The organism is Vibrio brasiliensis LMG 20546 (genome assembly GCF_000189255.1).
Classification (GTDB): domain Bacteria; phylum Pseudomonadota; class Gammaproteobacteria; order Enterobacterales; family Vibrionaceae; genus Vibrio; species Vibrio brasiliensis.
In genome coordinates this window covers 1-22243 of the sequence record NZ_AEVS01000019.1, presented here as the reverse complement: position 1 = coordinate 22243, position 22243 = coordinate 1, and the positions used below count along the sequence as shown (strand labels likewise).

Here is a 22243-nt window from a genome sequence, read left to right as displayed (position 1 = left end):
TGTTCGCTATGGACTGAATCAGTGTTGAATCAGCTCTGCGGCTTTCTTCATTGCTTCTTTGGTTGAGCATTCAATCACGTTGGCATTGGCAAAGCGCTGTGCATCTTTGACCTGAATGTCATGAGCGAGAATAACCAGTTTCGCATTGGCTACGTCGAGGTCAGTGATGCGGTTCTGAATACCGTTTTGCCCCTGGGTCTCTACCTTAATCTTGATGCCTGCTGCTGCGCCTGCTTTCTCAAGTGCTTTAGCTGCCATAAAGGTGTGAGCTACGCCTGATGGACAACAGGTTACCGCTACGATGTCGTATTCACCTTCACCAACTACAGGAGCCGCTTGAGCTTGTGCAGGAGCTGCTTCGGTTGCTGTTTCTTCAGCTTCTTCTTCTGCGACTGGCTTCCAGAAGCCCACAATCAGAGCGGTAGTCAAAGAGCCTAGTGCGATACCTACCACGTACATTGGAATGTTGCTTGATACAGGTGCTGTGATCAGGCCGCCCCATGGTGCGTGAAGCAATACGTCAGTCAGGAAGCCAAACACACAGCCAACGATACCACCGGCAACGATTGATGGAAGAACACGCATTGGGTCGTTTGCTGCGAATGGGATAGCACCTTCAGAGATACCGATTGAACCCATGATAGCCGCTGCTTTACCTGCTTCTTGTTCTTGCTTAGTGAATTTCTTCTTAAACAGGAAGGTTGCCAGTGCCATACCTAGTGGTGGAGTACAGATCGCGATACCAACACCACCCATTAGCCATGGTTGAGTGTCTACCTGAGTCTGAGCGAACAGCGTTGCCACTTTGTTGATTGGACCACCCATATCGAACGCTGTCATACCACCAAGAATGGTACCCAGTACCACTTTAGATGCGCCAGCCATTGATGCCAGGAACTCATTCATTGATGCCATGAAGATCTTAATTGGCTCACCGATACCCCAAAGTACGATACCAGCAGAAACCAGCGTACCAATCAGTGGGTAGATAAAGTAAGCACCTAGCGCGGTCATGTTGGCTGAAAGAGGGATCTTTTTAAGTTGGAACACCACACCACCGGCGATAAAACCTGCCACGATACAGCCTAAGAAGCCGCCGCCCATGTCTGCCATGATGCCAGATGAGATCATCGCTGGAGCAAGTGCTGGTTTGTCGGCAATTGAGTAACCGATAAAGCCACCAAGAATGATTGGGAACAGGACCAGACCTTTAATACCGATGTTAGAGATATCTGCCAGCAGACCATCAGCAGGAACGGCACCTTTACCCGATGCCATTACTGCCAGTGCCAGTAGTACACCACCGGCTACGATAAATGGCAGCATGTGAGAAGTACCGAATAAAAGGTGACCTTTCATGGTACTGAGTAGTTTTTTAAAGTCGCTATTATTTGTAGCTTGAGCTGTTAGGGTACTCATAATTACTACGCCTTATGAATTGATTAAAATATCGAGGATTTGTTGTTGGTCTTTTGCGTTGTGAATATCTTGAATAAATTCATCGCTGAATTTTCCAAATAATTCTTGTAGAACATAAATATGGTGATCAGCACCGTTGTCCGGTGAAGCGATCATAAAGAATACCGTTGGTTTGATACCGTCTTCGTCACCGTAGTCGATACCTTCACGCTTTACGCCAACAGCGATGGCTGGTTCTGTGACCGCCTGACTTTTGGCGTGAGGGTAGGCAATGCCGTCCATGGAAGTAATGCTTTGCGACTCGCGAGTCTGGATGTCATCCAGGAAGGCTTGCTTATTATTAATGCGCTGGTCGTCTAATAACATTTGCGCCAACTCCTCAAACACTTGTTGTTTATTATTCGCCTGAAGGTTGTCGTTAATTAGGCTGACGTTAGTTAGTTTTGTGATCATTTTTTAACTCAATCATTATTGAACTTCTGAGTTAAAATTAATGGATTGTGGCAAGTGGCGAAATAGCAAAAAAAAAGCCTTTCACTGTACATTTGTATCCAGCAAATCTAACTGTGATTAGCGTCATTATTTGTCAGCGCCTGTCTTGTGATTTGGGTCATAAATATCAATGGATACAGATGGTTGAACATGATTGAAAACAAAAATGCCCCGCAATCGCGAGGCACTTTAAGGTTATGCTGGGTTACATTTTTACTTAACTATAGGCACGCGCTACACGACCTTCACAGTCCACCGTGTAGCAGTCTGCATAGGCTGGAATAAATACCGACTGACCTTTGTCGATTATGCAGGTTTCCCCGCACTGATGGGTCAGCGTCATTGCCCCATCTAAAGGCAGCAGGATCTCGGCACCCTCGGTTTTGATTTTGCGCTGCTGGGAGTTGCTAAGGATAGCAAACTTAAAGTCTTCCACTGGGATTGGATACTCCAATACGCCATCTTGCTCAAGTGGCTGTAGAAGCAGTCGGTCGATGGGTTTCTCATTGAATTTGGTGCAAGAGACCAGCTCATTAACGTCCATATACTTCGGAGTCAGGCCAGCGCGCAGCACGTTGTCTGAGTTGGCCATGATCTCAAGACCTGTCCCCTTGATGTAGGCGTGTGGTGTTTCTGCATCCAGATACATTGCCTGACCTGGTTTAAGGGCAATGACATTAAGAATCAATGGAGCAAACAGACCTACGTCACCTGGGTATTGTTCTTCAAGCTCTGTGATCAGGTTAAACAGCGGTGTTGGTGACAGCTTGGCCTTCATGATCAGCATCATCAACGCCACTTCTTTCTGTTCACCTTGCAGTGATAATAAACCGGAGAAAAAGCTCGCTAAGCCATTTGGTGTCTGATCGCCTGCCAGATCGTTGACCAATGAACCCAGTTCAGGAATATCGAGGTAGTTAAAGTGAGCCAGGATTTCACTGATCGGTCTGAAGCCGTTCATCGCTGTGTAGTCAGTCAGCGCGTAAACCAGTTCAGGCTTGTGGTTAGGATCTTTGTAGTTACGATTACCAGCAGTGAGTGGCACCCCTTGCTGCTCTTCAGACTGATAACCGCGCTCGGCCTGATGTTTGTTTGGGTGGACCTGAATTGACAGTGCCTTTTCAGCGGCTAACACTTTGAACAGATACGGTAGCTCACCAAAGCGTTTGGCAATTTTATCACTCAGAAACAGGCTTAAGTTCTGCGAAATCAGGCTTGAGAGCTTAGTTTCCTGACCTTGCGTATTGACGGTAGAGCAACCATTTGGGTGGGCGCCCATCCAGATCTCAGCTTGTGGCTCTCCGCTCTGGTTAGCGATACCAAATAGCTGAGCAAAAGAAGAACGGCTACCCCATGCGTAGTTCTGGATTACGTTAGTCATAGGGTAGAAGACGTGTCGAACAAGAGAGTCATTCGAAATAGAAAAATCAGACATCGGAGTCACCATGAAATAAAGCATGGCTTGAGGGTTAAACCACTCAAGCCATAAGGGGGAGAGCGGTTTAAGCTGTTGCTGCTGTTAGCTTGGCTTTGCGTAGGTTTTTAAGCGCAATACAAGTGATTGCAGTAACACCTGCGCCCGTTGCCATTGATAGCAGAGCAAGCATCGGGAAGTTCATCGCACCCAGTAGTGCCACAACCGGACCACCGTGAGCCACGCTGTTGGTGATGCCGAATGAGAACGCCATTACTGCTGCGACCATAGAGCCAAGTACGTTCGCCGGGATAACCGACATCGGATCCTGAGCGGCAAATGGGATTGCACCTTCAGAGATACCCACCAGACCCATTGCGCCTGCCGCTTTACCTGCTTCGATTTCAGAGGATTCGAACAGGTCGAACTTACGGCCAACGGCTGTTGCGATAGCCATACCAAGCGGAGCTACCGGGATTGCACACGCCATCGCGCCCATAAATTGGGTCTGACCGCTGGCAATCATGCCGACAGAGAATAGGAATGCGACCTTGTTGAATGGACCACCCATATCGAAGCCAGCCATACCACCAAGTACGATACCTAACAGAACGACGTTACCTGTGCTCATGCTGGTAAGCATTGCAGTCAGGCCATCCATTAGTCCTGCGATTGGTGCGCCGATGACAAAGATAAACAGACCAGCGATAAACAGTGAACCCGTGATCGGAGCGATCATGATAGGCACAAGCGGCTGGATGAATTTGTGGTAGTTGATTGAAGTAATGAACTTAACGAAGTAACCGACAAGCAGACCAGCAACGATAGCACCGATAAAACCAGTCCCCGCTTCAGCGCCGTAGAATGAACCGTTGTTAGCAATCCAGCCACCAATCAGGCCAGGAGCAAGTGCAGGGCGGTCAGCAATCGCATAAGCAATGTAACCAGCAAGAATAGGTATCATCAGCGTGAAGGCAACCACACCCACTTCAAGGATCTGGTTCCACATGCTGCCCGCAGGAATGGCCATGCCTGCTTCACTTGGCTCACCGCCAATCGCCAGTGCAAGAGCGATCAACAGACCACCTGTCACGACAAACGGGATCATGTGTGATACACCGTTCATCAGGTAGCGGTACAGGTCAGAACGAGCCTGAGAGGCTTTGTCCGCCACCGACTGATTCGATGCCACTTGCTCTGCCTGATAAGCTGGAGCAGACAGCGCTTGTTGAATCAGTCCTTCAGCGTCACGGATAGGGGCTTTAACATTGGTTTTAATTACACGTTTACCAGCGAAACGTGCCATATCGACCTGCTTGTCACAGGCAACCACAATCGCTTCAGCGCGAGCGATCTCTTCTTCAGTTGGACTGTTCTTAACCCCGATTGAGCCGTTGGTTTCAACTTTTACTTGGTAGCCCAGTTTTGCTGCGCCTTTCTCAAGCGCTTCTGCTGCCAGGTAAGTATGAGCAACGCCGGCAGGACAGCCAGTCACACCGATAATCAGACCTTTCGTCGCTGCCGGGCTAGATTCGGCTTCAGGCTGTTTTGTTAATAGAAGTTGTAGCGCCGCATGGTTATCCGGTGCATTAAGAAATTGTTCAATAAAGCCTGGTTCAATCAGCTTGGAAGAGAGTTCAGCCAAGACTTCGATATGGTGATTGTCACCGCCGTCTGGCGACGCAATCATAAAGAACAGCTTTGACGGCAGACCATCTTCAGCGCCGTAGTCGATACCAGTTTTATGTACGCCGATAACCACTGCAGGTTCAATAACCGCAGCACTCTTAGCGTGTGGCAGTGCAACGCCTTCTTCAAAACCTGTATTGCCTAGTTCTTCACGCGCTTTGATATCAGCAAGAAACTGCTCTTTGTCTGAAATTCGACCCTGTGCATACAGTGTCTCGATTAGCTCGTTAAAAACCTCTTCTTTGGACTGCGCTTTAAGATCGAGCGCAATCAAATTCTCATTGATGAGTTTGGTGATCATTAGGAACCCCTATCATTTTATTGTTGTACTAGGGGTATTGTGAAAGGCGACGAGCAAGTGCTGTAGTGAAGAAAAAATGCATTTACTAGACGATTGTAACTGTATTTTCGTGATGTGATTTTGATCGCCTGTTATCACGAAATTGATGATTATTTGACTTGCTTAAATTCTTTTAAAACAATTATTTAATGGTGATTTTTCTTGTTGTTTTGGATGTTTGTTTAGATGTGAATACTGGAAATTTATTGCTATTGCTGGATTTTTGTATCATCAATATGGAAGTGTGATTTTGCTCAATAGCGTAAATGGGCAACACAGGGTATACCTGTGCGCGTAGTAAAAGCGCGTTAATAGAGACGCTGTCTAGCGAGAGCCTTAACTATGGTGTTTCAAGATCTAATTTGTTCGGTATTAAATGAACGTGAGCCGTTCCATAACATATGGTTTGCCGGAGACTTTCATACCCCGCCTGAGTGCAGTTATCAGGTTAACTTTCCACGTCTGGAGCTTGTGCTGGATGGCGAGTACATCAATGAGATGGAAGATCATCAACGTAAGGTCAGTCAGATTGTTGCCAAAGCCGGAGACGCGATATTTATTCCGCCAAACTGTTGGAATAAACCTGACTGGGATACTGATTGCTCCGTGCTGAGTATTCTGTTTGGTCGCCGTCAGTTGGGGCTGAGTTTAGTCAGCAAGCGTAAAGGCGAACAGGGCTTTTACGATATTCAGAAACACAGTCTGCAAACCCGCTCGGGCTTTGCGATCGATAATATTCTCGAAGCATTAAGTTCACTGGCACGCGAAAACATCAAAAAGCCAATGGACGAATTGCTGTTGCAAGCGCTTTTGCAGTACTGCAAAACCATGCTCGAGGCACCAGCCGAAGCATCACACAACCGGGTTCAGGATCTCTATCAGGGTATCTGTATCTATATTCAGGAGAACTTCCATCGTCAGATCACCCGTGACAGCATTGCGTCGCGCTTTAGTATTTCATCCAATCACTTATCGAGACTGTTCCGCCAACAGGGTCATATGACCTTAGCGGATTACATCACCTGGGTACGGATAGATCGCGCTAAGTTCATGCTCAAAAAGTACAATTTCAAACTGAATGAAGTGTCGGTGCGCTGTGGATTTAAAGATGTGAACTATTTTTGTCGGGTATTTAAGAATCGTACTGGCAGAACCCCGTCAGATTATCGAGGCTCGATTTAGCGGCTAGCCCATCAGGCGCGACATTGAGTACATCAGCAAAGCTTGCAAATCGATGCTGCTTTTGGTGGTCAGCAGGCGTTCAGCCAGTTGGCCTGACAGCAGGTTACGAGTCAGGTTAGTCGCAGTAATGATTTGATCGCGAGTGGGCGACGCAGGCATCACCAGTGCTATAGCAAGGTGAACCGGTCCCACTTGAGAGGCCCAGTCGATGGGTGTTTCACTGCTAATTACTGCAATGGAGATCTGTTCGACTTCTTTCCCTTCAAACATCACATGAGGCAGGGCAATTCCCGATGTCACGCAGGTGGAAGAGCGCTCTTCTCGTTTGATAAAAGCAAGAATGAGTTCGTCAGGCTCAGTAGGATGAATGAGCTGTGCCAGCCCCTTCAGACACTCAAACTTAGTCAGTTCAGTGTGGGCTTTAGCGTAATGCCACTCGACGGGACTTGGAGTCGTCAGTTGTGGCAGTCGCTTGGCAAGTTTACTTGAGAACTCATGGTTAATATGCGAGCCCACCAGATCATAATGTTCAGCGATGACATCTTTAATCACAAAGCACGCCAGCTCAGCATCGATACCAAAGGCGGTGATCTGGCATAGATCGCCTGCCACTAAACCTGCCTGAAGCATCGCAACCGACCTAGTTAAATCGGCGCTGCGGTTACGGGTGATGTTGATGATGCGAATGTTACTCTTGAACTTTTTCGCTAGCTGGCGAAGCGGTTGAGCGATGTGAGCCGCGGCGTTGGCATCACTGACAAGAAAGGTGATCTGATACTCAGTCATAGGCAGGTTTATGCCCGGCAGTGGGCAATGAATACCTTATCGACGTTAAGCAGCACCTCTTCGATTGAGATTCTGACGCAAGGGATACTATCAAAGCGTGCAACCTGTTCGATCTCTATATCTGAGACGATTAATACCTTATCAGCGTTGGCGATGTCATGAGGCGTAAGCAGATTTTCTATACCCATTGCACCCTGGGTTTCTACTTTGATCTGGACAGAGTGTTTTGGCGCAGCTTTGGTTAACGCATCTGCTGCCATATAGGTATGTGCAATGCCGGTAGGACAGGCAGTGACAGCAATAATTTTCATAATAAATCTCTGAGGGTATTTTGGCGGATATTAGCACAGCGAACTGAGATTGCATTGGCGCAGGGCAATAAAATGACCGATGTACATCACACTTTATTATCAGTGTTACAATAATCCAGTTAATGCAGTTTTAGTCCTATATCTCTGACAGGTAGGGCTGATTAATCTATGTTCGAGCGCGGGCACAGCAAGGTACAGATAATGGACATTACAAACCTGGTTCAGGCAGAGACGCTCTGTTTGGAACTGACAGCGACAACCAAACAGGAAGTCTTCGAAGAGTTGGTTGGCATGTTAGACAGGGCGGGAAAACTGGCTGATAAAGAGCAGTTTCTGGCTGACCTGTGGGCGCGCGAAAAAATTGGTAATACAGGTTTTGAAGATGGCATTGCGATTCCACATGCTAAGAGTTCGGCGGTAGCAAAACCTGCGGTGGCGATCGGTATCAGTCGTAGCGGTATTGATTACGGCGCAGAGGATGGTGAGCTGTCCGACGTATTTTTTATGCTAGCGTCACCCGATGGAGATGACCATCACCATATCGAAGTGCTGGCTCAGCTTTCGAGCAAACTGATTGAAGCAGAGTTTATCGAACAGCTCAAAAACGCTGAGAGCCTTGAGCAGGCCTTAACGCTGATTACAGATGAACAAGCAGATGCTGAACTGCAGCAAGCACTCATGATCCAGGAGCTGCAGTCTCAGCCGCAAAGTTTAGTTACTCGCCAGCTGGCCAGAGTTAAAGAGCATCTGCTGTTTGGTACCTCGCACATGATTCCGTTTATTGTTGCTGGTGGTGTTCTGTTGTCTCTATCGGTCATGATTTCAGGTCATGGCGCTGTCCCTGAACAAGGGATTCTGGCCGATATGGCTCGTATGGGCATCGCAGGCCTGACGCTGTTTACTGCTGTGCTGGGTGGATATATTGCTTATTCCATCGCTGATAAGCCGGGACTTGCTCCGGGCATGATTGGCTCCTGGGTTGCGGTTGACCAATACAGTACCGGTTTCCTTGGCGCAATCGTGGTCGGCTTTTTCGCTGGCTATGTGGTGCTGCTACTGAAGAAAATCAAATTGCCCGAAAGCATGATTTCGCTGGGCAGTATTTTTATTTATCCGCTGGTGGGTACTTTTGTCACCTGTGGTGCGGTGATGTGGGTGATTGGCGCTCCGATCTCTTCAACCATGACCTCACTGAATACCTTGCTGACTGATATGGCTGGCTCGGGCAAGGTGGTGTTAGGAACGGTGCTGGGTGCCATGACCGCGTTCGATATGGGCGGGCCAATTAATAAAGTTGCCACTCTGTTTGCCCAGACTCAGGTCAATACTCAGCCATGGCTAATGGGCGGGGTGGGGATCGCAATCTGTACGCCACCTCTTGGTTTGGCGTTGGCGACCTTGCTTTCGCCGCAGAAGTTTAAGCGCGATGAGCGTGAAGCTGGCAAAGCAGCCGGGATTATGGGCATGATTGGTATCAGTGAAGGGGCGATTCCCTTTGCCGCTGCCGATCCAGCGCGTGTATTACCTGCGATTGTTGCGGGCGGTATCGTCGGCAACGTGATTGGGTTTATGTTCCATGTGCTGAACCATGCGCCATGGGGGGGCTGGATTGTTCTGCCAGTGGTCGACGGCAAGCTTGGTTATATTATCGGTACCATAGCGGGTTCCTTAACGACGGCCTGTATCGTCATTCTGTTGAAGAAAAACGTTAAAGACGAAGATGACTATGGTTCACTTAAGCGTGTCTATTCTTCGGTACAGGGCGAAGGGGAGGCCGATGTCCTGGCGGTGACCTCGTGTCCGTCTGGCGTAGCGCACACCTTCTTGGCCGCGAAATCACTGGAGAAGGCGGCGTATACGGTAGGAGTGAGAATTAAGGTCGAAACTCAGGGCGCAGATGGGATCAATAATCGCATTACTGAGCGCGATATAGCGCGGGCAAAGCTGGTGATCTTTGCACATGATGTTGCGATTAAAGAGCCAGAGAGGTTCAAGAATATTGCCATTATCGATGTTAGTACCAAGGATGCTATGCACAACGCTGCCGCCCTGATTCAGTCGAAACGATAACGTATTTAGTCAAATAGTTCCCCCGAACTATTTATGCTCCTGGCTCCATGTTTCATGGAGCCTTTTTTCATTTGTCTGCGGGATTAACTTGCAGTTCCGTGTAGCCAGTCTTTGGGTCATGTTCACGGCTGAAGCTAAACTGATGGTACTTGTGAACAATCAGTTCGGCGGTAGTATCAATCAGGCAACCTTCCATCAGGTGACCACCGACGACAGAACCATCCTTGCGGGAGACAGAAAGATGCACGTGCTGGTGGTCAGGTGTCAGTGTGCCCATAACCGACACAATCTCTAGCGGTTCATTGAGTTGCAGTGTTTCGGTAGCGCCTGCTAATCGAAGTTTTAGATGGGTAAAGCAGCCGACACAGGAAGCGATGCTGCCTGCATTAATCTGATGCTGAGAAACCAGTTGTTGCAGGGCAAGTTTCAGGTCGTCGCCTTTAGTCAGACGAACGGCAATAGGTGAAATCAACGGATGTCCTTTTACTGCACTTAGTTGGTTGAGTAGCGTTTCACAGCTTTGGTCTTGGTTTTCTCTTCAGCCTGACGAGCAGCTTGCTCATCTAGCTGGTTCCATTTCAGAGCACCATTGGTCTCAAAACTGTTGGCTGAAGAACAGACCATGTAATGTTCACCGACCTGAATAATAGCGCCATCAGAATAAGCTTGATCCTGATAGTAACAGACACGCTTGGCTACTTCGCTGGCGTTAATGCCGACAACCGGATTGGCTGGGATGCTTATCGTATTGGCCATGGCTGGCAGAGTGACTGCTGTTAACAGCAGGGGCAGGATCGACTTCATTGATTATCTCCAAGGTCTGGACCATATTTTCGCTCATAGCGAGGCAGCATACTCTCGTTACCCAAGATGCCGCCCTGATGGACGTATATGATGGTTTTGTCTTGATTCTCTTTATACCATGATTGTAGACACTGCCACATCATAGGGTCGTAGAGGAGATCGAACTCTACACAGGTATCGGCGAGAAGTTGCTTCCAAATCAGATAATCTTGTCGATAGAGCTTGCCAAAATGGTGTTTAGTCTCCAGTTCCAGTATTTGCGGAAAGTCACTCTCTCCGAGCTGTTCAAACTGTTTGATGAGATACTCTTTTCCACCCACACATGGACAGGTGATCACCGGTATTGAGTGGGGCTTAAGATACTTGTGCAGGTAGAGTGCGGTAGTCCCGGTGCCAGCGGGCAGGGCAACGACAAAGTCATTGTATGGTTCAAAACGGGTCCACGAGAGGATCTCTCTTGCCAGTTGTTCTATACCCGCTCGAGCTATGGTTGAGCGCCCACCTTCGGGGATCACTAGGCAGCTACTGTCCGGTTGGCGTATCTGTTCGATGTAATCCCTTGGATGAAGCTGATAGTCAGAGGTAGCAATGACTTTAGCCCCAAGTTCAAGTGCTCCGCGATAGTTACCGATAGGTTTGTCGGTCAGCCATTGGGGTAGGTGATCGACATAAAACTCAAACTTCCAACCTTTGATAGAGGCTAACGAAGCCAGCGAAAAGAGCGAGTTAGCCTGTGCACTACCATAGCTAATCAGTGTGCGGATATCCGGATAATCCTGTTCCAGTATTGCCATAAATTTGCGCGCTTTATTACCACTAAAATGACTGTGGATCTGGTCATCACGCTTAAGGTAAAACGGGATGTCGGCAAATTGGTGCTGGGTAATCGGAGTATTGGCGAGCTTCATTGATAGAGGTAGTTAATCAAACGGCTGACCATCTTAACGGATCGCGATTGGTGTGTATCAATCTAGATCAAAATTTTATTGAGGCTACGCAGCCGCGAGTGGGATGATTACCCAGTTCAAAATGCCACTGGTAACGTCGACACAGGTCATCGACAATCAACAGGCCCAAACCGTGTCCGTCTGTATCAGGTTGGTCAGATAAGCCCGTACCATCATCGATCACTTCAATGTGCGTGGCAGAGACTTTAATGGTCAGCACCCCTTGCTCACAAGCAGCAATTGCGTTGCGTATCAGATTGCCCAGCACCATGTTGAGAACCGCCTGAGTTGCCCTGATCTCAGGGCTGGCTTCAAAATTAAGTTCGATCTGCAACGATTTATCAACCGCGTAGGCGCTATTGGTCGCAATAATGGTTTCAAACTCACTCTGTTCAACCGTGCGCAAAGGAGCGTCAGAGACATTACGTTCGTAACGGACGATTGAGAGTAGCGCATCGACCATAGTGATCATTTCTGTGGTTGCATCTTCAATACGGGTGATCTGTCGGTGCTGAAATTCGGTGTGTTCACTGCGGCTCAGCAGTTTGTTCGCCCCTTTGACCACGGTCAACGGCGTTCTTAGCTCATGACTGGCATAGCGGGCAAAAGCCTGTTCTCGTTTTAAGGCGAAATTAAGTTCCTTGCGGTACTGATTAAGATGGGTAGTCAGTAACTGAAATTCATCGGCGGCTTGGTGATTAATGGTGAAGGCGGTAGACGTGTCGCCTGCAAGATCATTGAGCTGTCTGGTGATGTCGTTAACTGGCTCAATCAAACGCCTGGAAAGACGGAACAGCAGAGTCCCGAAGGTAAACATCAACAGTGATACGAAAACAATCACGATCAGCCCGGAGTATAAAATCTCTTCATTGCCGAACTCTACCTGATCAATCAAAGAGAGCAGCACAACGGTTTTACGTTGACCATTGTCGACGTAGTAGCCTTTGTAAAGCATGTGACCGTTTGGTGAAAAGGTGGTACCAACTTCACCCAGGTAAGTATCATAGTTAATGATGTAGGGGCGATATTGTTCAGGGACGATTTGTGGGTCGTTATAGGCTATGGTCAGTGAATCCAAGCGTATTTCACCTTGTTCACCGGACAGAAATCGCTCCACCGCGCTATCGCGATCAATCAGTATTCTTCTTTCACCAACACGGTCTTCTGACCATTGCAAGGCGAAATAGAAAATGCAAAACGTCACTACACCGATTACGCAGGACATCCCGGTAAAGAATACCGCCAGTCGCCCAGTGAGGGTTCGGGTATTGGAGAGGTAATCGTTGATCATTCGATATCCTCTAAGCGAAAACCAATTTTAGGAATTGTGGTTAGCATCGGACTAGCAAAGGGTTTATCGAGTTGATTTCTTAACTGATAAATGTGGCTTCGTAATACGTCGTTGTTAGGTTCGCTCTCTTGCCAGAGTTTTTCAGAGATGTCGCGGCGGGTGACCACCTCGGGTGCGCGTTTGCACAACATTTCCAAGATGGTGTAGGTGGTTGGATTGAGTGCCAGCAGCTTGTCCTGACGGTAAGCCTGGCGGGTCTTTTGATCGATTTTAAGGCTACCAAAGCTGAGGGTAGAGCTTGCGACCTGACCGCGGTAGCGTTTGATTAGTGCCATGATACGTGCTTCGAGAATTTCCAGATCGAAAGGTTTGGTCAGGTAGTCATCGGCGCCGTGCTCAAAGCCGCGCAGCATGTCATCTCGATTGTCCAAAGCAGTTAGCATCAGAATAGGAGTGCTATTACCGGCTTCTCGAAGTTTGTTGCAAACGGTCAGCCCATCCATACGAGGCAGCATCAGGTCAAGCAGGATTAGGTCGAAGTTGCCTTCAAGTGCTAGTTTCAGACCGAGCTCGCCGTTGTCGGCATAATCCAGTTCCATTCCTTCACACTCGAAGTAATCAAACAGTATTCCCGCGACTTCGCGATTATCTTCAACCAGTAAAACTCTGTTCATAACACTCTCTCTTAGGCAGGCGCTGAATGATCTCAAGCGAAGTGTGAAAAAAGCGTGAACAACATGCTTTTCACATCCTGATTGCTAGATTGCCTTTTCAAAGCCCAGCTGCAACAAGCTGAGCAACAAGGACTCTTAATTATATAGGGGGCAATATGGGTATTGTAACCTCAGTGCCAAATCATACTAAACCACCGGTCACACTCAGCGTAGTCGTACCCTATTTCAATGAACAGGATGTGTTGCCTGAACTCCATTCGAGATTGAGCGCGGTTCTGGAACAACTGCCGGATAGCAGTGAGATCATCTATATCGACGATGGCAGCAGTGACAACAGTCAGGCTGTGGTTGAATCATTCACATCCGATGCTGCAACGATTAAAAGCGTCGCGTTAAGTCGTAACTTCGGCAAAGAAGCGGCGATGAGCGCTGGGCTTGAACACAGCTGTGGTCTGGCGGTGATTCTGATTGATGCTGACCTGCAAGATCCGCCCGAGCTCATCCCGCAAATGCTGGCTAAATGGCGAGAAGGGTATGACGTCGTTAATATGCAGCGCTCGGAGAGGCTGGGGGAGACTTGGTTCAAGCGCAAATCCGCAGCGGCCTTCTATCGTTTACTCAATGTGATGGTGAAGTCACCTATTCCAGAAAATGTCGGTGATTTTCGTCTGCTATCACGACAAGTCGTTGACCACATCAACCGTCTGCCTGAAAGTAACCGTTATATGAAAGGCATCTTTGCCTGGCCCGGATTCAAGCAGGTGACGGTGCAGTTTCAACGCGATGCTCGCTTTTGTGGTGAGACCAAGTGGAACTACTTCAAGCTGATTGGTCTGGCGGTGGATGGTATTACTGCATTCTCTATTCGTCCACTGCGACTGGCGACGGTGCTTGGCTGCCTGATTGCCAGTGGCGCTTTTATCTACGGCATGATGATAGTGGTGAAAACGCTGCTGTTTGGTGATCCTGTCACAGGTTACCCATCAATGATGGTGGCGCAACTTGCTCTTGGCGGCGTTCAGCTCCTGACTATTGGCATTCTTGGCGAATACATTGGCCGCATTTTTATTGAAACCAAACAGAGACCACTTTATCTGGTTCAGTCAGTGACAGAGAAACAGACTCAGTCACAGCAACAAACTGCGGAGAAACGAGCGTGAGGTTCAACCGAGTTCATTTATGGGGGATCTTAGGTGCCGCCCTGTTGATCAGATTACTCACTTTAGGTGCGTATCCGTTAATGGATACTACGGAAGCCAGATATGGAGAGATGGCTCGCCTGATGACGGAGACAGGTAACTGGATTACTCCGCAGTTTGATTATGGTGTGCCTTTCTGGGGCAAGCCTCCGCTGTTTACGTGGATGAGTGCTTTCGGCATTGAGACCTTGGGCGTGAGTGAGTTTGCTGTTCGTGTCCCTCACTGGATTGCTGGTGTAGTGGTCATTGTGATGATGGCGATGTTTGCCAAACGTCTGGGCTACAGTGGTTTAGTGACCGCTCTGGTATTAGCGACCTGTGGTATTTTCTCTATTGCGGCTGGTGCGGTGATGACAGATATGGCGCTCACTCTGGGGCTTACGTTGGCGATGTTGGGTTTCTATCTGCATTGGCAGAGCCATCAACAAGATTGTCCAACTAAGTACTGGGGATATGTAGGTTTTGTTGGTCTGGCAATTGGACTGCTCGCTAAAGGGCCTCTGGTTATTGTTTTAATGGGGTTGGCGGTGGTGCCCTGGTTGATGCTGCAACATGGCGCGGTGAATGGCGTCAAGTTGCTATGGCAACGTTTCCCACTGGTTAAGGGCACTTTGTTGATGCTGGCGATTGCACTGCCTTGGTATGTGCTCGCTGAACGCGCAACCCCTGGTTTTCTCGATTACTTTATTATTGGTGAGCATGTTAAGCGTTTTCTGGTCAGTGGTTGGCAAGGGGATCTGTATGGCAGCGCTCATGACGAGGTAAGAGGGACTATCTGGCTGTTCTGGCTCTATTCTGCCGCCCCGTGGTCACTGGTACTGCCAATACTGATGTGGAGAAAAAGAAAGGCGCTTGCCAGCAATGTTCATCGTCAGCAAGGCTTGGTCAGTTTTCTACTATTTTGGCTCTTGTCTCCACTTATCCTGTTTACCTTCTCGGGCAACATTTTACCTGCCTATGTATTACCGGGTGTTCCAGCGATTGGTCTGCTAATCGCCATACTGGTATCCGATATGGAAGAGGATAAGAAGTGGTTCAAGCTTACTGCATGTGTGGTACCGACATTATTGATTATCGCTGTAGGCTTCATTCATTTTGATGTTGGCGATAAACGCAGTGACAAAGTTGTTCTTGCGATGGCCGATCCAGATATCGCGACCTATTACGTGGGTTCGCGGCCGTTCTCTGGTCAGTTTTATAGCTCGGGTAAGGCCAAGTTGCTTAAAGACGAGTCGCTGCTTGATCGTCTACCTCAGGTTCAGTTAATCGGTGAGCAACCCGTAGTTGATAAACTGGTTCAAGAGCGGCAATTGGATTGCATTATCGAGTTTACCGCTAAGAGCCGACGCTCACTCTATCGCTGCGGTGATACGTCATGAATAGCAAAGTAGTGCGCTTTGCTTTGGTAGGTAGCATCGGCTTTCTCGCCGATGCTAGCGTTTTCTCTGTCTGTTTTTATCTGTTTCAGCTTGAGCCGTTAACCGCTCGTATCCTGGCATTCTTTTGCGCGGCAACCGTGACTTGGTATGGCAATCGGCGCTTTACCTTTGCCAGTCACCAACGACAGCGTTTAAAGCAATGGCTGAAGTTTGTCTCGGTAGCCAGTGTATCAGCCGTGCCAAACCTTGTGGTGTTTAAGTCGATTTTGTTACTGCTTGGCGGAAGTGGAATGGTACCAATGGTTGCTCTGGCGGCGGGGGTACTGGCTGGGATGGTTAGTAACTATCTGATAAGTAAGCGCTGGGTGTTTAAACAGAGTTAGCTGAATAAAAAAAGCCCAGAGCAAGCAGGCTCTGGGCGGATACAAATAAACATAGGAGTTAATAAGAAAAAGCAGCGTAAATTAGTAGCTTCAGTAAGAAAACAAGTTTGACGGCCTGTAAACTTATCGGGTTGTTTAACCCTCGAACACTCTGCTAACTACAATTATTCAGACCGAGGGAATTCAAAACAGTTCCCAAAAATTTTAAATTTTCTTTTATTCCCTTCTTTTCAGCCTGTTACGACAGTCCTTTTTGCTCTGGTCAGACCAATCGTTAAAAGTGTGATGTTAATAACTTGTTGCTTTTGTGTTTCGGCTGTATATTTCAAACAGTTGTTTAATACGAGTGATTGAAATGCCAGCGAGAAACTCAACCAAAGAGAAAATCCTTGATGTAGCGGAAGCCTTGTTCGCAGAACACGGTTTTAAAGATACCTCTTTAAGAACAATTACCAGTAAAGCTGGCGTAAACCTGGCTTCGGTGAATTATCACTTTGGTGATAAGAAAACCTTGGTTCGAGCGGTACTTAATCGTTATCTGGAGGCTTTTATGCCTGCGGTACAGGATGCACTGATTAATCTCAATCTGAATGACAGCTATGAGATGGCGGATGTGTTTGAGTCATTGCGCTCACCATTACGTAATTTAAATGATGTGAGACCAAATGGTACCAGTCGTTTCATGCTGTTGATTGGCCGTGGCTATACCGATGTGCAGGGCCACTTGCGTTGGTTCATCACCACTCGTTACCAGGATACCTTGTCGTTATTTACCGAGTCGGTGATGAAGGCAAACCCGAAACTGACCCAGGAAGAGTTGTTCTGGCGTTTGCACTTCACCTTAGGTACCTGCGTTTTCACTATGGCTTCAAGCCAGGCACTACTTGAAATCGCAGAAAATGATTACGGCAAAGCGATGGATGCGAAATCTGTCGTTGACCAACTAATTCCATTTTTAGCAGCAGGCGTCGCTGCGGAATAAACTAAATTAATTAAATAAAAAACAAGAATATTGGACCACCACACAGTGAACAAAAGGATCTGATTATGAGCTCTCTAAGACAAAAATGGGTAAGTGACCCAGCTTTCAAAATGTTTAAAAAAGTGCTGCCACCTCTGTCTAGCACTGAGAAAGAAGCAATGGAAGCGGGCAGTGTATGGTGGGATGGAGAGCTTTTCTCTGGTCGTCCAGACTTCGCTAAGTTGCACCAGTACCCAACACCAACATTGACGGCAGATGAGCAAGCGTTCATGAATAATGAACTAGAGACGCTGCTATCCATGCTGGATGACCATAAAATCGTTAAAGAAGACCGCGACCTTCCGCCAGAAGTGTGGGAATACCTACGTAAAGAGCGTTTCTTCTCGCTAATCATTTCAAAAGAGTACGGTGGCCGTGAGTTTTCATCGCTAGCGAACTCGACCATCGTATCTCGTATCGCGACTCGTAGTATCAGTGCTGCGGTATCAGTAATGGTACCTAACTCACTTGGTCCGGGTGAGCTGCTGTCTCACTACGGTACTCAAGAGCAGAAGGATTACTGGTTGCCTCGTCTGGCTGACGGTACTGATATTCCTTGTTTTGCCCTGACTGGCCCTGAAGCTGGTTCGGATGCTGGTGGTATTCCAGATGACGGCATTGTTTGTTACGGCGAACATGAAGGTAAAGAAGTGCTGGGTATCCGCCTCAACTGGAACAAGCGCTACATTACTCTGGCACCAGTTGCGACTGTACTTGGTCTGGCATTTAAGATGTACGACCCAGACGGTTTGATGGGTGATAAGAAAGAGCTCGGAATCACTTGTGCTCTGATCCCTGCGGATCACAAAGGCGTTGAGATTGGTGAGCGTCACGATCCACTTGGTCTGGCGTTTATGAATGGTCCAACTCGCGGTAAAGATGTCTTTATTCCTATGGAGTGGCTAATCGGTGGACAGGACTACGCAGGCAAAGGCTGGCGTATGCTGGTTGAGTGTCTGTCTGCAGGTCGTGGTATTTCACTACCGGCTCTTGGCACTGCGATGGGTCACCTGACGGCGCGTACTACTGGTGCTTATGCCTACGTCCGTAAGCAGTTCGGTATGTCGATTGGTAAGTTTGAAGGTGTTGCAGAGGCACTAGGTCGCATCGGTGGCTTAACCTACTTACTAGAAGCAAGCCGCACTCTGACAACGACCTCGCTTGATCTGAAAGAGAAGCCGGGCATTGTGACTGCAATCGCTAAATACCACATGACAGAGATGGCACGTACTATTCTGGATGATTCTATGGATATCCACTCAGGTCGTGCAATCCAAGATGGTCCAATGAACTACTTAGCGGCTCCATACCTTGGTATTCCGGTAGCGATTACTGTAGAAGGTGCAAACATTCTGACTCGTAACCTGATGATCTTTGGTCAGGGTGCGACACGCTGTCACCCATACGTCCTTAAGGAGATGGAAGCAGCGGCAAATCCAGATGAAAAGCAAGGTGCGAAAGAGTTTGATGATCTGCTGTTCAAGCACATCGGTCACGCAATGAAGAACACCTTCGGTGCATTTGGTGCGGCATTAACAGGCTCTCGCTTTATCAAAGCGAACATGAGCGGTCCAACTCAGAAGTACTACAAAGAGATGACTCGTTTGAGTCGTGCTTTGGCGGTAAGTGCTGATATCGCGATGGCAACACTCGGTGGTGATCTGAAACGTAAAGAGATGATCTCAGCCCGTTTAGGTGATGTGCTTGCTTACCTGTACATGGCATCAGCAGCACTTAAGAAATATGAAGATGAAGGTCGTCAGCAACAGGATCTGGACTACGTTCACTACGCTGTTCAGCACTGTCTGTACCATGCCGCTCAGTCGTTACAGGAAGCGTTCACTAACTACCCTCAGAAAGCGGTTGGTCGTTTGTTGAAAGGTTTGGTCTTCCCACTCGGTAATCACTACCAGAAACCAAGCGATAATCTGACAGTGAAGTTGGCGGAAAGCCTGATGACTCCAGGTGCACACCGTGACCGCCTGACTCATCTTTGCTACATCGGTAAAGACGAGAATGACAGTGTTGGTCTGATGGAAAATGCATTCCTGGCTATGTACGGCGTTAAGGGGCTGGAGCGTAAACTGATGCGTGCTGCTAAAGAGGGTAAAGTGGCTCGTAAAGGTCTGTTAAAAGATCGTTTGGTACAAGCACTTGAAGCAGACGTATTAACTCAGGAAGAAGTGGATCAAATTGTGGCAGCAGACCAGTTACGTTACAAAGCGATTCAAGTTGACCACTTTAGCCATGATTTCAGCGAAGTTCGCACCCATGGCGAGACAAAAAAGTCGAAAGCAAAGTTGGATAGCGCAGCGTAATTTAGACATTTTGCTCTGCACTAGATAAAAACTCGCTCAAATTCAAGGCACCTCACTGTAGGTGCCTTTATTTTGTGCAGAATTTAATAATCCTGACTGAAAGTGCTCCAACCACTTGCATTTTACCGACATTTTTACAGAAATTAGATGCGAACTGCGGGTGAAACTTTTATCCTAGCGGGGTTTTGTTAAGGAAGTTGAATATGATCATCAAACCTAGAATTCGCGGATTTATCTGTACTACTACGCACCCAATGGGCTGTGAAGCTAACGTAAAAGAACAAATTGCTTACACTAAAGCACAAGGCCCAATCAAAGATGCACCTAAGCGTGTACTTGTTGTTGGTGCTTCAAGTGGCTACGGTCTATCTTCTCGTATCGCTGCGGCATTTGGTGGCGGTGCTTCAACTATCGGTGTTTTCTTCGAAAAAGAAGGCACAGAGAAGAAACCTGGCACGGCTGGTTTCTACAACTCAGTAGCATTTGAAAAGCTGGCGCGTGAAGAAGGTCTTTACGCTAAGAGCCTAAACGGTGACGCTTTCTCGAATGAAGCGAAACAGAAAACAATTGATCTGATTAAAGAAGACCTTGGTCAGATTGATATGGTGGTTTACTCACTGGCTTCTCCAGTACGTAAAATGCCAGAGACGGGTGAAGTTATCCGTTCATCTCTAAAACCTATCGGTGACACTTACACATCTACTGCGGTAGACACTAACAAAGACGTGATCATTGAAGCGAGCGTAGAGCCTGCAACTGAAGAAGAGATCAAAGACACTGTTACTGTAATGGGCGGTGAAGATTGGGAACTTTGGATCAACGCGCTATCTGAAGCGGGTGTTCTGGCTGACGGTTGTAAGACGGTAGCATACAGCTACATCGGTACTGAGCTTACTTGGCCTATCTACTGGGATGGCGCACTAGGTAAAGCGAAGATGGATCTTGATCGCGCAGCGGCAGCTCTTAACGACAAACTATCTGCAACTGGCGGTACCGCTAACGTAGCTGTTCTTAAGTCTGTTGTTACTCAGGCAAGTTCTGCAATTCCTGTAATGCCACTGTACATCGCAATGGTATTCAAGAAGATGCGTGAAGAAGGCGTTCATGAAGGCTGTATGGAACAGATCTTCCGTATGTTCAGCCAGCGTCTGTACAAAGAAGATGGCTCTGCTGCTGAAGTAGACGACAAGAACCGTCTACGTCTTGATGACTGGGAACTACGTGATGACATCCAGCAACACTGTCGTGACCTATGGCCACAAATCACATCTGAAAACCTAAAAGAGCTAACTGACTACGTTGAGTACAAAGAAGAGTTCTTGAAGCTATTCGGCTTCGGTGTTGAAGGTGTTGATTACGATGCTGACGTTAATCCAGCTGTAGAAGCAGACTTTATCGAGATTTGATAGAGAACGTATAGCTTCGAGATACGACTTAAGGGTTGGTGCTACGCATCAACCCTTTTTGTTTGCGAGAACAAAGTGTTGCGATTTGAACTGATGGAAAGCGTTTCGAGTCTATAATTACAGCAGGTATTAGTCGCTGGAGAGCATAGACGATGATGAAAGGCTCACGAGCAGTTGGATTGCTGCTATCTGTTTTGTTGTCTTTAAACGGCTACGCAAAATCGATCACAATCGGTATCGAGAACATCAACTATTACCCGCTCTACGCCTATGATAAGTCGATGGATTCCTATTCCGGCTACGTGCCAGAACTTCTCAATAACTTTGGTCAGGCCTATGGCTACAAAGTGGACTATCTAGCGTTGCCAATCAACCGCTTATATAAGAAGTTTTACAGCGGTGAGATTGATGCAAAGTTTCCTGATAGCGATTTATGGAATACAGAATCGAGAGTCGGCTACCAAATCAATTACTCAACACCAGTGATTGAACTCGAAGAAGTCATGTACGTGCAGCAGAAAGATAAAGACTTACGGCTGGCTAACTTCAACAAGCTAGGTATCGTAAGAGGCATGACTCCCTGGAAACTGTCAGAAGAAATTGAAAGTGGCCAGCTAAAAGTGCTTGAAGCGGATAATCCAGAGTTACTGCTAGAGATGGTGTTTAAAGGCCGGGTTCAAGGGGTAGTGATGGATCGCAGCGTCGGGCAATTTCTGCTGTCACAGATGGATCAGAGCATTAGTCTGGATGTAAATACCTGGTTGCTCGAATCGGATGGTGGCAGTTATCACCTTTCGAATATCAACAACCCAAGTCTAATCAGTGACTTTAACCAATACCTAATCACTCATGCAGAGCAAGTGAGTCAACTGCAAGCTAAGTATGGGATTAAAGCGGCAGAGTGACAGGGGGAGGACTAGAGCGCTTCGCTTCGACAATCTAGAACGCTGCGCTCTGAGATCGGGCTTCGCCCTACGAGATATGAGAACGCTTCGCTCCGAGAACGGACTTCGTCCTGCGAGAATTTAGAACGGGCTGCGCCCTTCGAGAGGTGCACGTTATAGATGTTGAGTAGGTATCTGATACAGAGTTTTTTGTTAGGGACTTACGTCTAAAAT

Annotated in this window: 19 protein-coding genes and 2 pseudogenes; 10 read left to right on the top strand and 11 right to left on the bottom strand. The window is 47.7% G+C overall.

What is annotated here, in order from left to right; all coding sequences use genetic code 11:
- Nucleotides 1-18: 18 nt before the first annotated feature.
- From RH46_RS04185 to RH46_RS04170, 4 genes are all read right to left on the bottom strand, one after another.
- Nucleotides 19-1419, bottom strand: a complete 1401-nt coding sequence (locus tag RH46_RS04185) for a PTS fructose transporter subunit IIBC (protein ID WP_006878159.1) — start codon at nucleotides 1417-1419, stop codon at nucleotides 19-21.
- Between the two features lie 12 nt (nucleotides 1420-1431).
- Nucleotides 1432-1872 (bottom strand): PTS sugar transporter subunit IIA, encoded by a 441-nt coding sequence (locus RH46_RS04180; RefSeq protein WP_006878158.1) that lies wholly within the window; start codon nucleotides 1870-1872, stop codon nucleotides 1432-1434.
- A 256-nt stretch (nucleotides 1873-2128) separates the two neighbouring features.
- A complete protein-coding gene (manA, locus tag RH46_RS04175) occupies nucleotides 2129-3346 on the bottom strand; it encodes a mannose-6-phosphate isomerase, class I (protein ID WP_006878157.1) in 1218 nt (405 codons plus the stop codon).
- 67 nt (nucleotides 3347-3413) lie between these two features.
- Nucleotides 3414-5315, bottom strand: coding sequence for a PTS fructose transporter subunit IIABC (locus RH46_RS04170; protein WP_006878156.1), 1902 nt, complete (start codon nucleotides 5313-5315; stop codon nucleotides 3414-3416).
- A 381-nt stretch (nucleotides 5316-5696) separates the two neighbouring features.
- Here RH46_RS04170 and RH46_RS04165 point away from each other — a divergent pair, with 381 nt between their 5' ends.
- The gene (locus RH46_RS04165; protein WP_006878155.1) at nucleotides 5697-6536 is read left to right on the top strand and encodes a helix-turn-helix domain-containing protein; all 840 of its coding nucleotides are present in this window, start codon (nucleotides 5697-5699) and stop codon (nucleotides 6534-6536) included.
- Nucleotides 6537-6539: 3 nt separating this feature from the next.
- Here RH46_RS04165 and RH46_RS04160 read toward each other — a convergent pair whose 3' ends face one another.
- Both RH46_RS04160 and RH46_RS04155 read right to left on the bottom strand, forming a co-directional pair.
- Nucleotides 6540-7322 carry a PTS sugar transporter subunit IIA gene (locus RH46_RS04160; RefSeq protein ID WP_006878154.1) on the bottom strand — a complete coding sequence of 261 codons (783 nt, stop codon included), beginning with the start codon at nucleotides 7320-7322 and terminating at the stop codon, nucleotides 6540-6542.
- 8 nt (nucleotides 7323-7330) lie between these two features.
- Nucleotides 7331-7633 (bottom strand): PTS fructose transporter subunit IIB, encoded by a 303-nt coding sequence (locus RH46_RS04155; protein WP_006878153.1) that lies wholly within the window; start codon nucleotides 7631-7633, stop codon nucleotides 7331-7333.
- A 201-nt stretch (nucleotides 7634-7834) separates the two neighbouring features.
- On the opposite strand from RH46_RS04155, the pseudogene RH46_RS22595 reads away from it, so the two are divergent.
- Together RH46_RS22595 and RH46_RS04150 are read left to right on the top strand one after the other, a co-directional pair.
- Nucleotides 7835-8270 (top strand): annotated as a pseudogene (locus tag RH46_RS22595) (PTS sugar transporter subunit IIA); the annotation flags it as partial.
- An 86-nt stretch (nucleotides 8271-8356) separates the two neighbouring features.
- A pseudogene (locus RH46_RS04150) lies at nucleotides 8357-9703 on the top strand (PTS fructose transporter subunit IIBC); the annotation flags it as partial.
- A 67-nt stretch (nucleotides 9704-9770) separates the two neighbouring features.
- Here RH46_RS04150 and RH46_RS04145 read toward each other — a convergent pair.
- The 5 genes from RH46_RS04145 to RH46_RS04125 all read right to left on the bottom strand — a co-directional run bounded on the left by RH46_RS04145 (nucleotide 9771) and on the right by RH46_RS04125 (nucleotide 13419).
- Nucleotides 9771-10175 (bottom strand): PPC domain-containing DNA-binding protein, encoded by a 405-nt coding sequence (locus tag RH46_RS04145; RefSeq protein WP_006878151.1) that lies wholly within the window; start codon nucleotides 10173-10175, stop codon nucleotides 9771-9773.
- A gap of 20 nt (nucleotides 10176-10195) precedes the next feature.
- Entirely contained in the window at nucleotides 10196-10507 is a 312-nt protein-coding gene (locus RH46_RS04140) for a DUF1496 domain-containing protein (RefSeq protein ID WP_006878150.1), read from the bottom strand.
- The gene (locus tag RH46_RS04135) at nucleotides 10504-11415 is read right to left on the bottom strand and encodes a 1-aminocyclopropane-1-carboxylate deaminase/D-cysteine desulfhydrase (RefSeq protein ID WP_006878149.1); all 912 of its coding nucleotides are present in this window, start codon (nucleotides 11413-11415) and stop codon (nucleotides 10504-10506) included. Before RH46_RS04135 ends, RH46_RS04140 begins: the two co-directional genes overlap by 4 nt.
- 67 nt (nucleotides 11416-11482) lie before the next feature.
- Nucleotides 11483-12745, bottom strand: a complete 1263-nt coding sequence (locus RH46_RS04130) for a sensor histidine kinase (RefSeq protein WP_006878148.1) — start codon at nucleotides 12743-12745, stop codon at nucleotides 11483-11485.
- Nucleotides 12742-13419, bottom strand: coding sequence for a response regulator transcription factor (locus RH46_RS04125; RefSeq protein ID WP_006878147.1), 678 nt, complete (start codon nucleotides 13417-13419; stop codon nucleotides 12742-12744). Before RH46_RS04125 ends, RH46_RS04130 begins: the two co-directional genes overlap by 4 nt.
- Before the next feature lie 155 nt (nucleotides 13420-13574).
- Between RH46_RS04125 and RH46_RS04120 the strand changes: the two genes are divergently transcribed.
- The 7 genes from RH46_RS04120 to RH46_RS04090 all read left to right on the top strand — a co-directional run bounded on the left by RH46_RS04120 (nucleotide 13575) and on the right by RH46_RS04090 (nucleotide 22030).
- Complete coding sequence (locus RH46_RS04120; RefSeq protein WP_006878146.1) at nucleotides 13575-14579, top strand: glycosyltransferase family 2 protein; 1005 nt, start codon at nucleotides 13575-13577, stop codon at nucleotides 14577-14579.
- The gene (locus RH46_RS04115) at nucleotides 14576-15997 is read left to right on the top strand and encodes an ArnT family glycosyltransferase (protein WP_040895124.1); all 1422 of its coding nucleotides are present in this window, start codon (nucleotides 14576-14578) and stop codon (nucleotides 15995-15997) included. Before RH46_RS04120 ends, RH46_RS04115 begins: the two co-directional genes overlap by 4 nt.
- Entirely contained in the window at nucleotides 15994-16380 is a 387-nt protein-coding gene (locus RH46_RS04110) for a GtrA family protein (protein ID WP_006878144.1), read from the top strand. The genes RH46_RS04115 and RH46_RS04110 overlap by 4 nt, the downstream gene beginning before the upstream one ends.
- A gap of 355 nt (nucleotides 16381-16735) precedes the next feature.
- On the top strand, nucleotides 16736-17362 hold the full coding sequence (psrA, locus tag RH46_RS04105; RefSeq protein ID WP_006878143.1) for a TetR family transcriptional repressor PsrA: 627 nt from the start codon (nucleotides 16736-16738) through the stop codon (nucleotides 17360-17362).
- Between the two features lie 65 nt (nucleotides 17363-17427).
- Nucleotides 17428-19719: an acyl-CoA dehydrogenase gene (locus tag RH46_RS04100; protein WP_006878142.1), complete on the top strand. Its 2292-nt coding sequence runs from the start codon at nucleotides 17428-17430 to the stop codon at nucleotides 19717-19719.
- 203 nt (nucleotides 19720-19922) lie between these two features.
- On the top strand, nucleotides 19923-21125 hold the full coding sequence (gene fabV, locus RH46_RS04095) for an enoyl-ACP reductase FabV (RefSeq protein WP_006878141.1): 1203 nt from the start codon (nucleotides 19923-19925) through the stop codon (nucleotides 21123-21125).
- A 152-nt stretch (nucleotides 21126-21277) separates the two neighbouring features.
- On the top strand, nucleotides 21278-22030 hold the full coding sequence (locus RH46_RS04090) for a substrate-binding periplasmic protein (RefSeq protein WP_006878140.1): 753 nt from the start codon (nucleotides 21278-21280) through the stop codon (nucleotides 22028-22030).
- Nucleotides 22031-22243 lie beyond the last annotated feature (213 nt).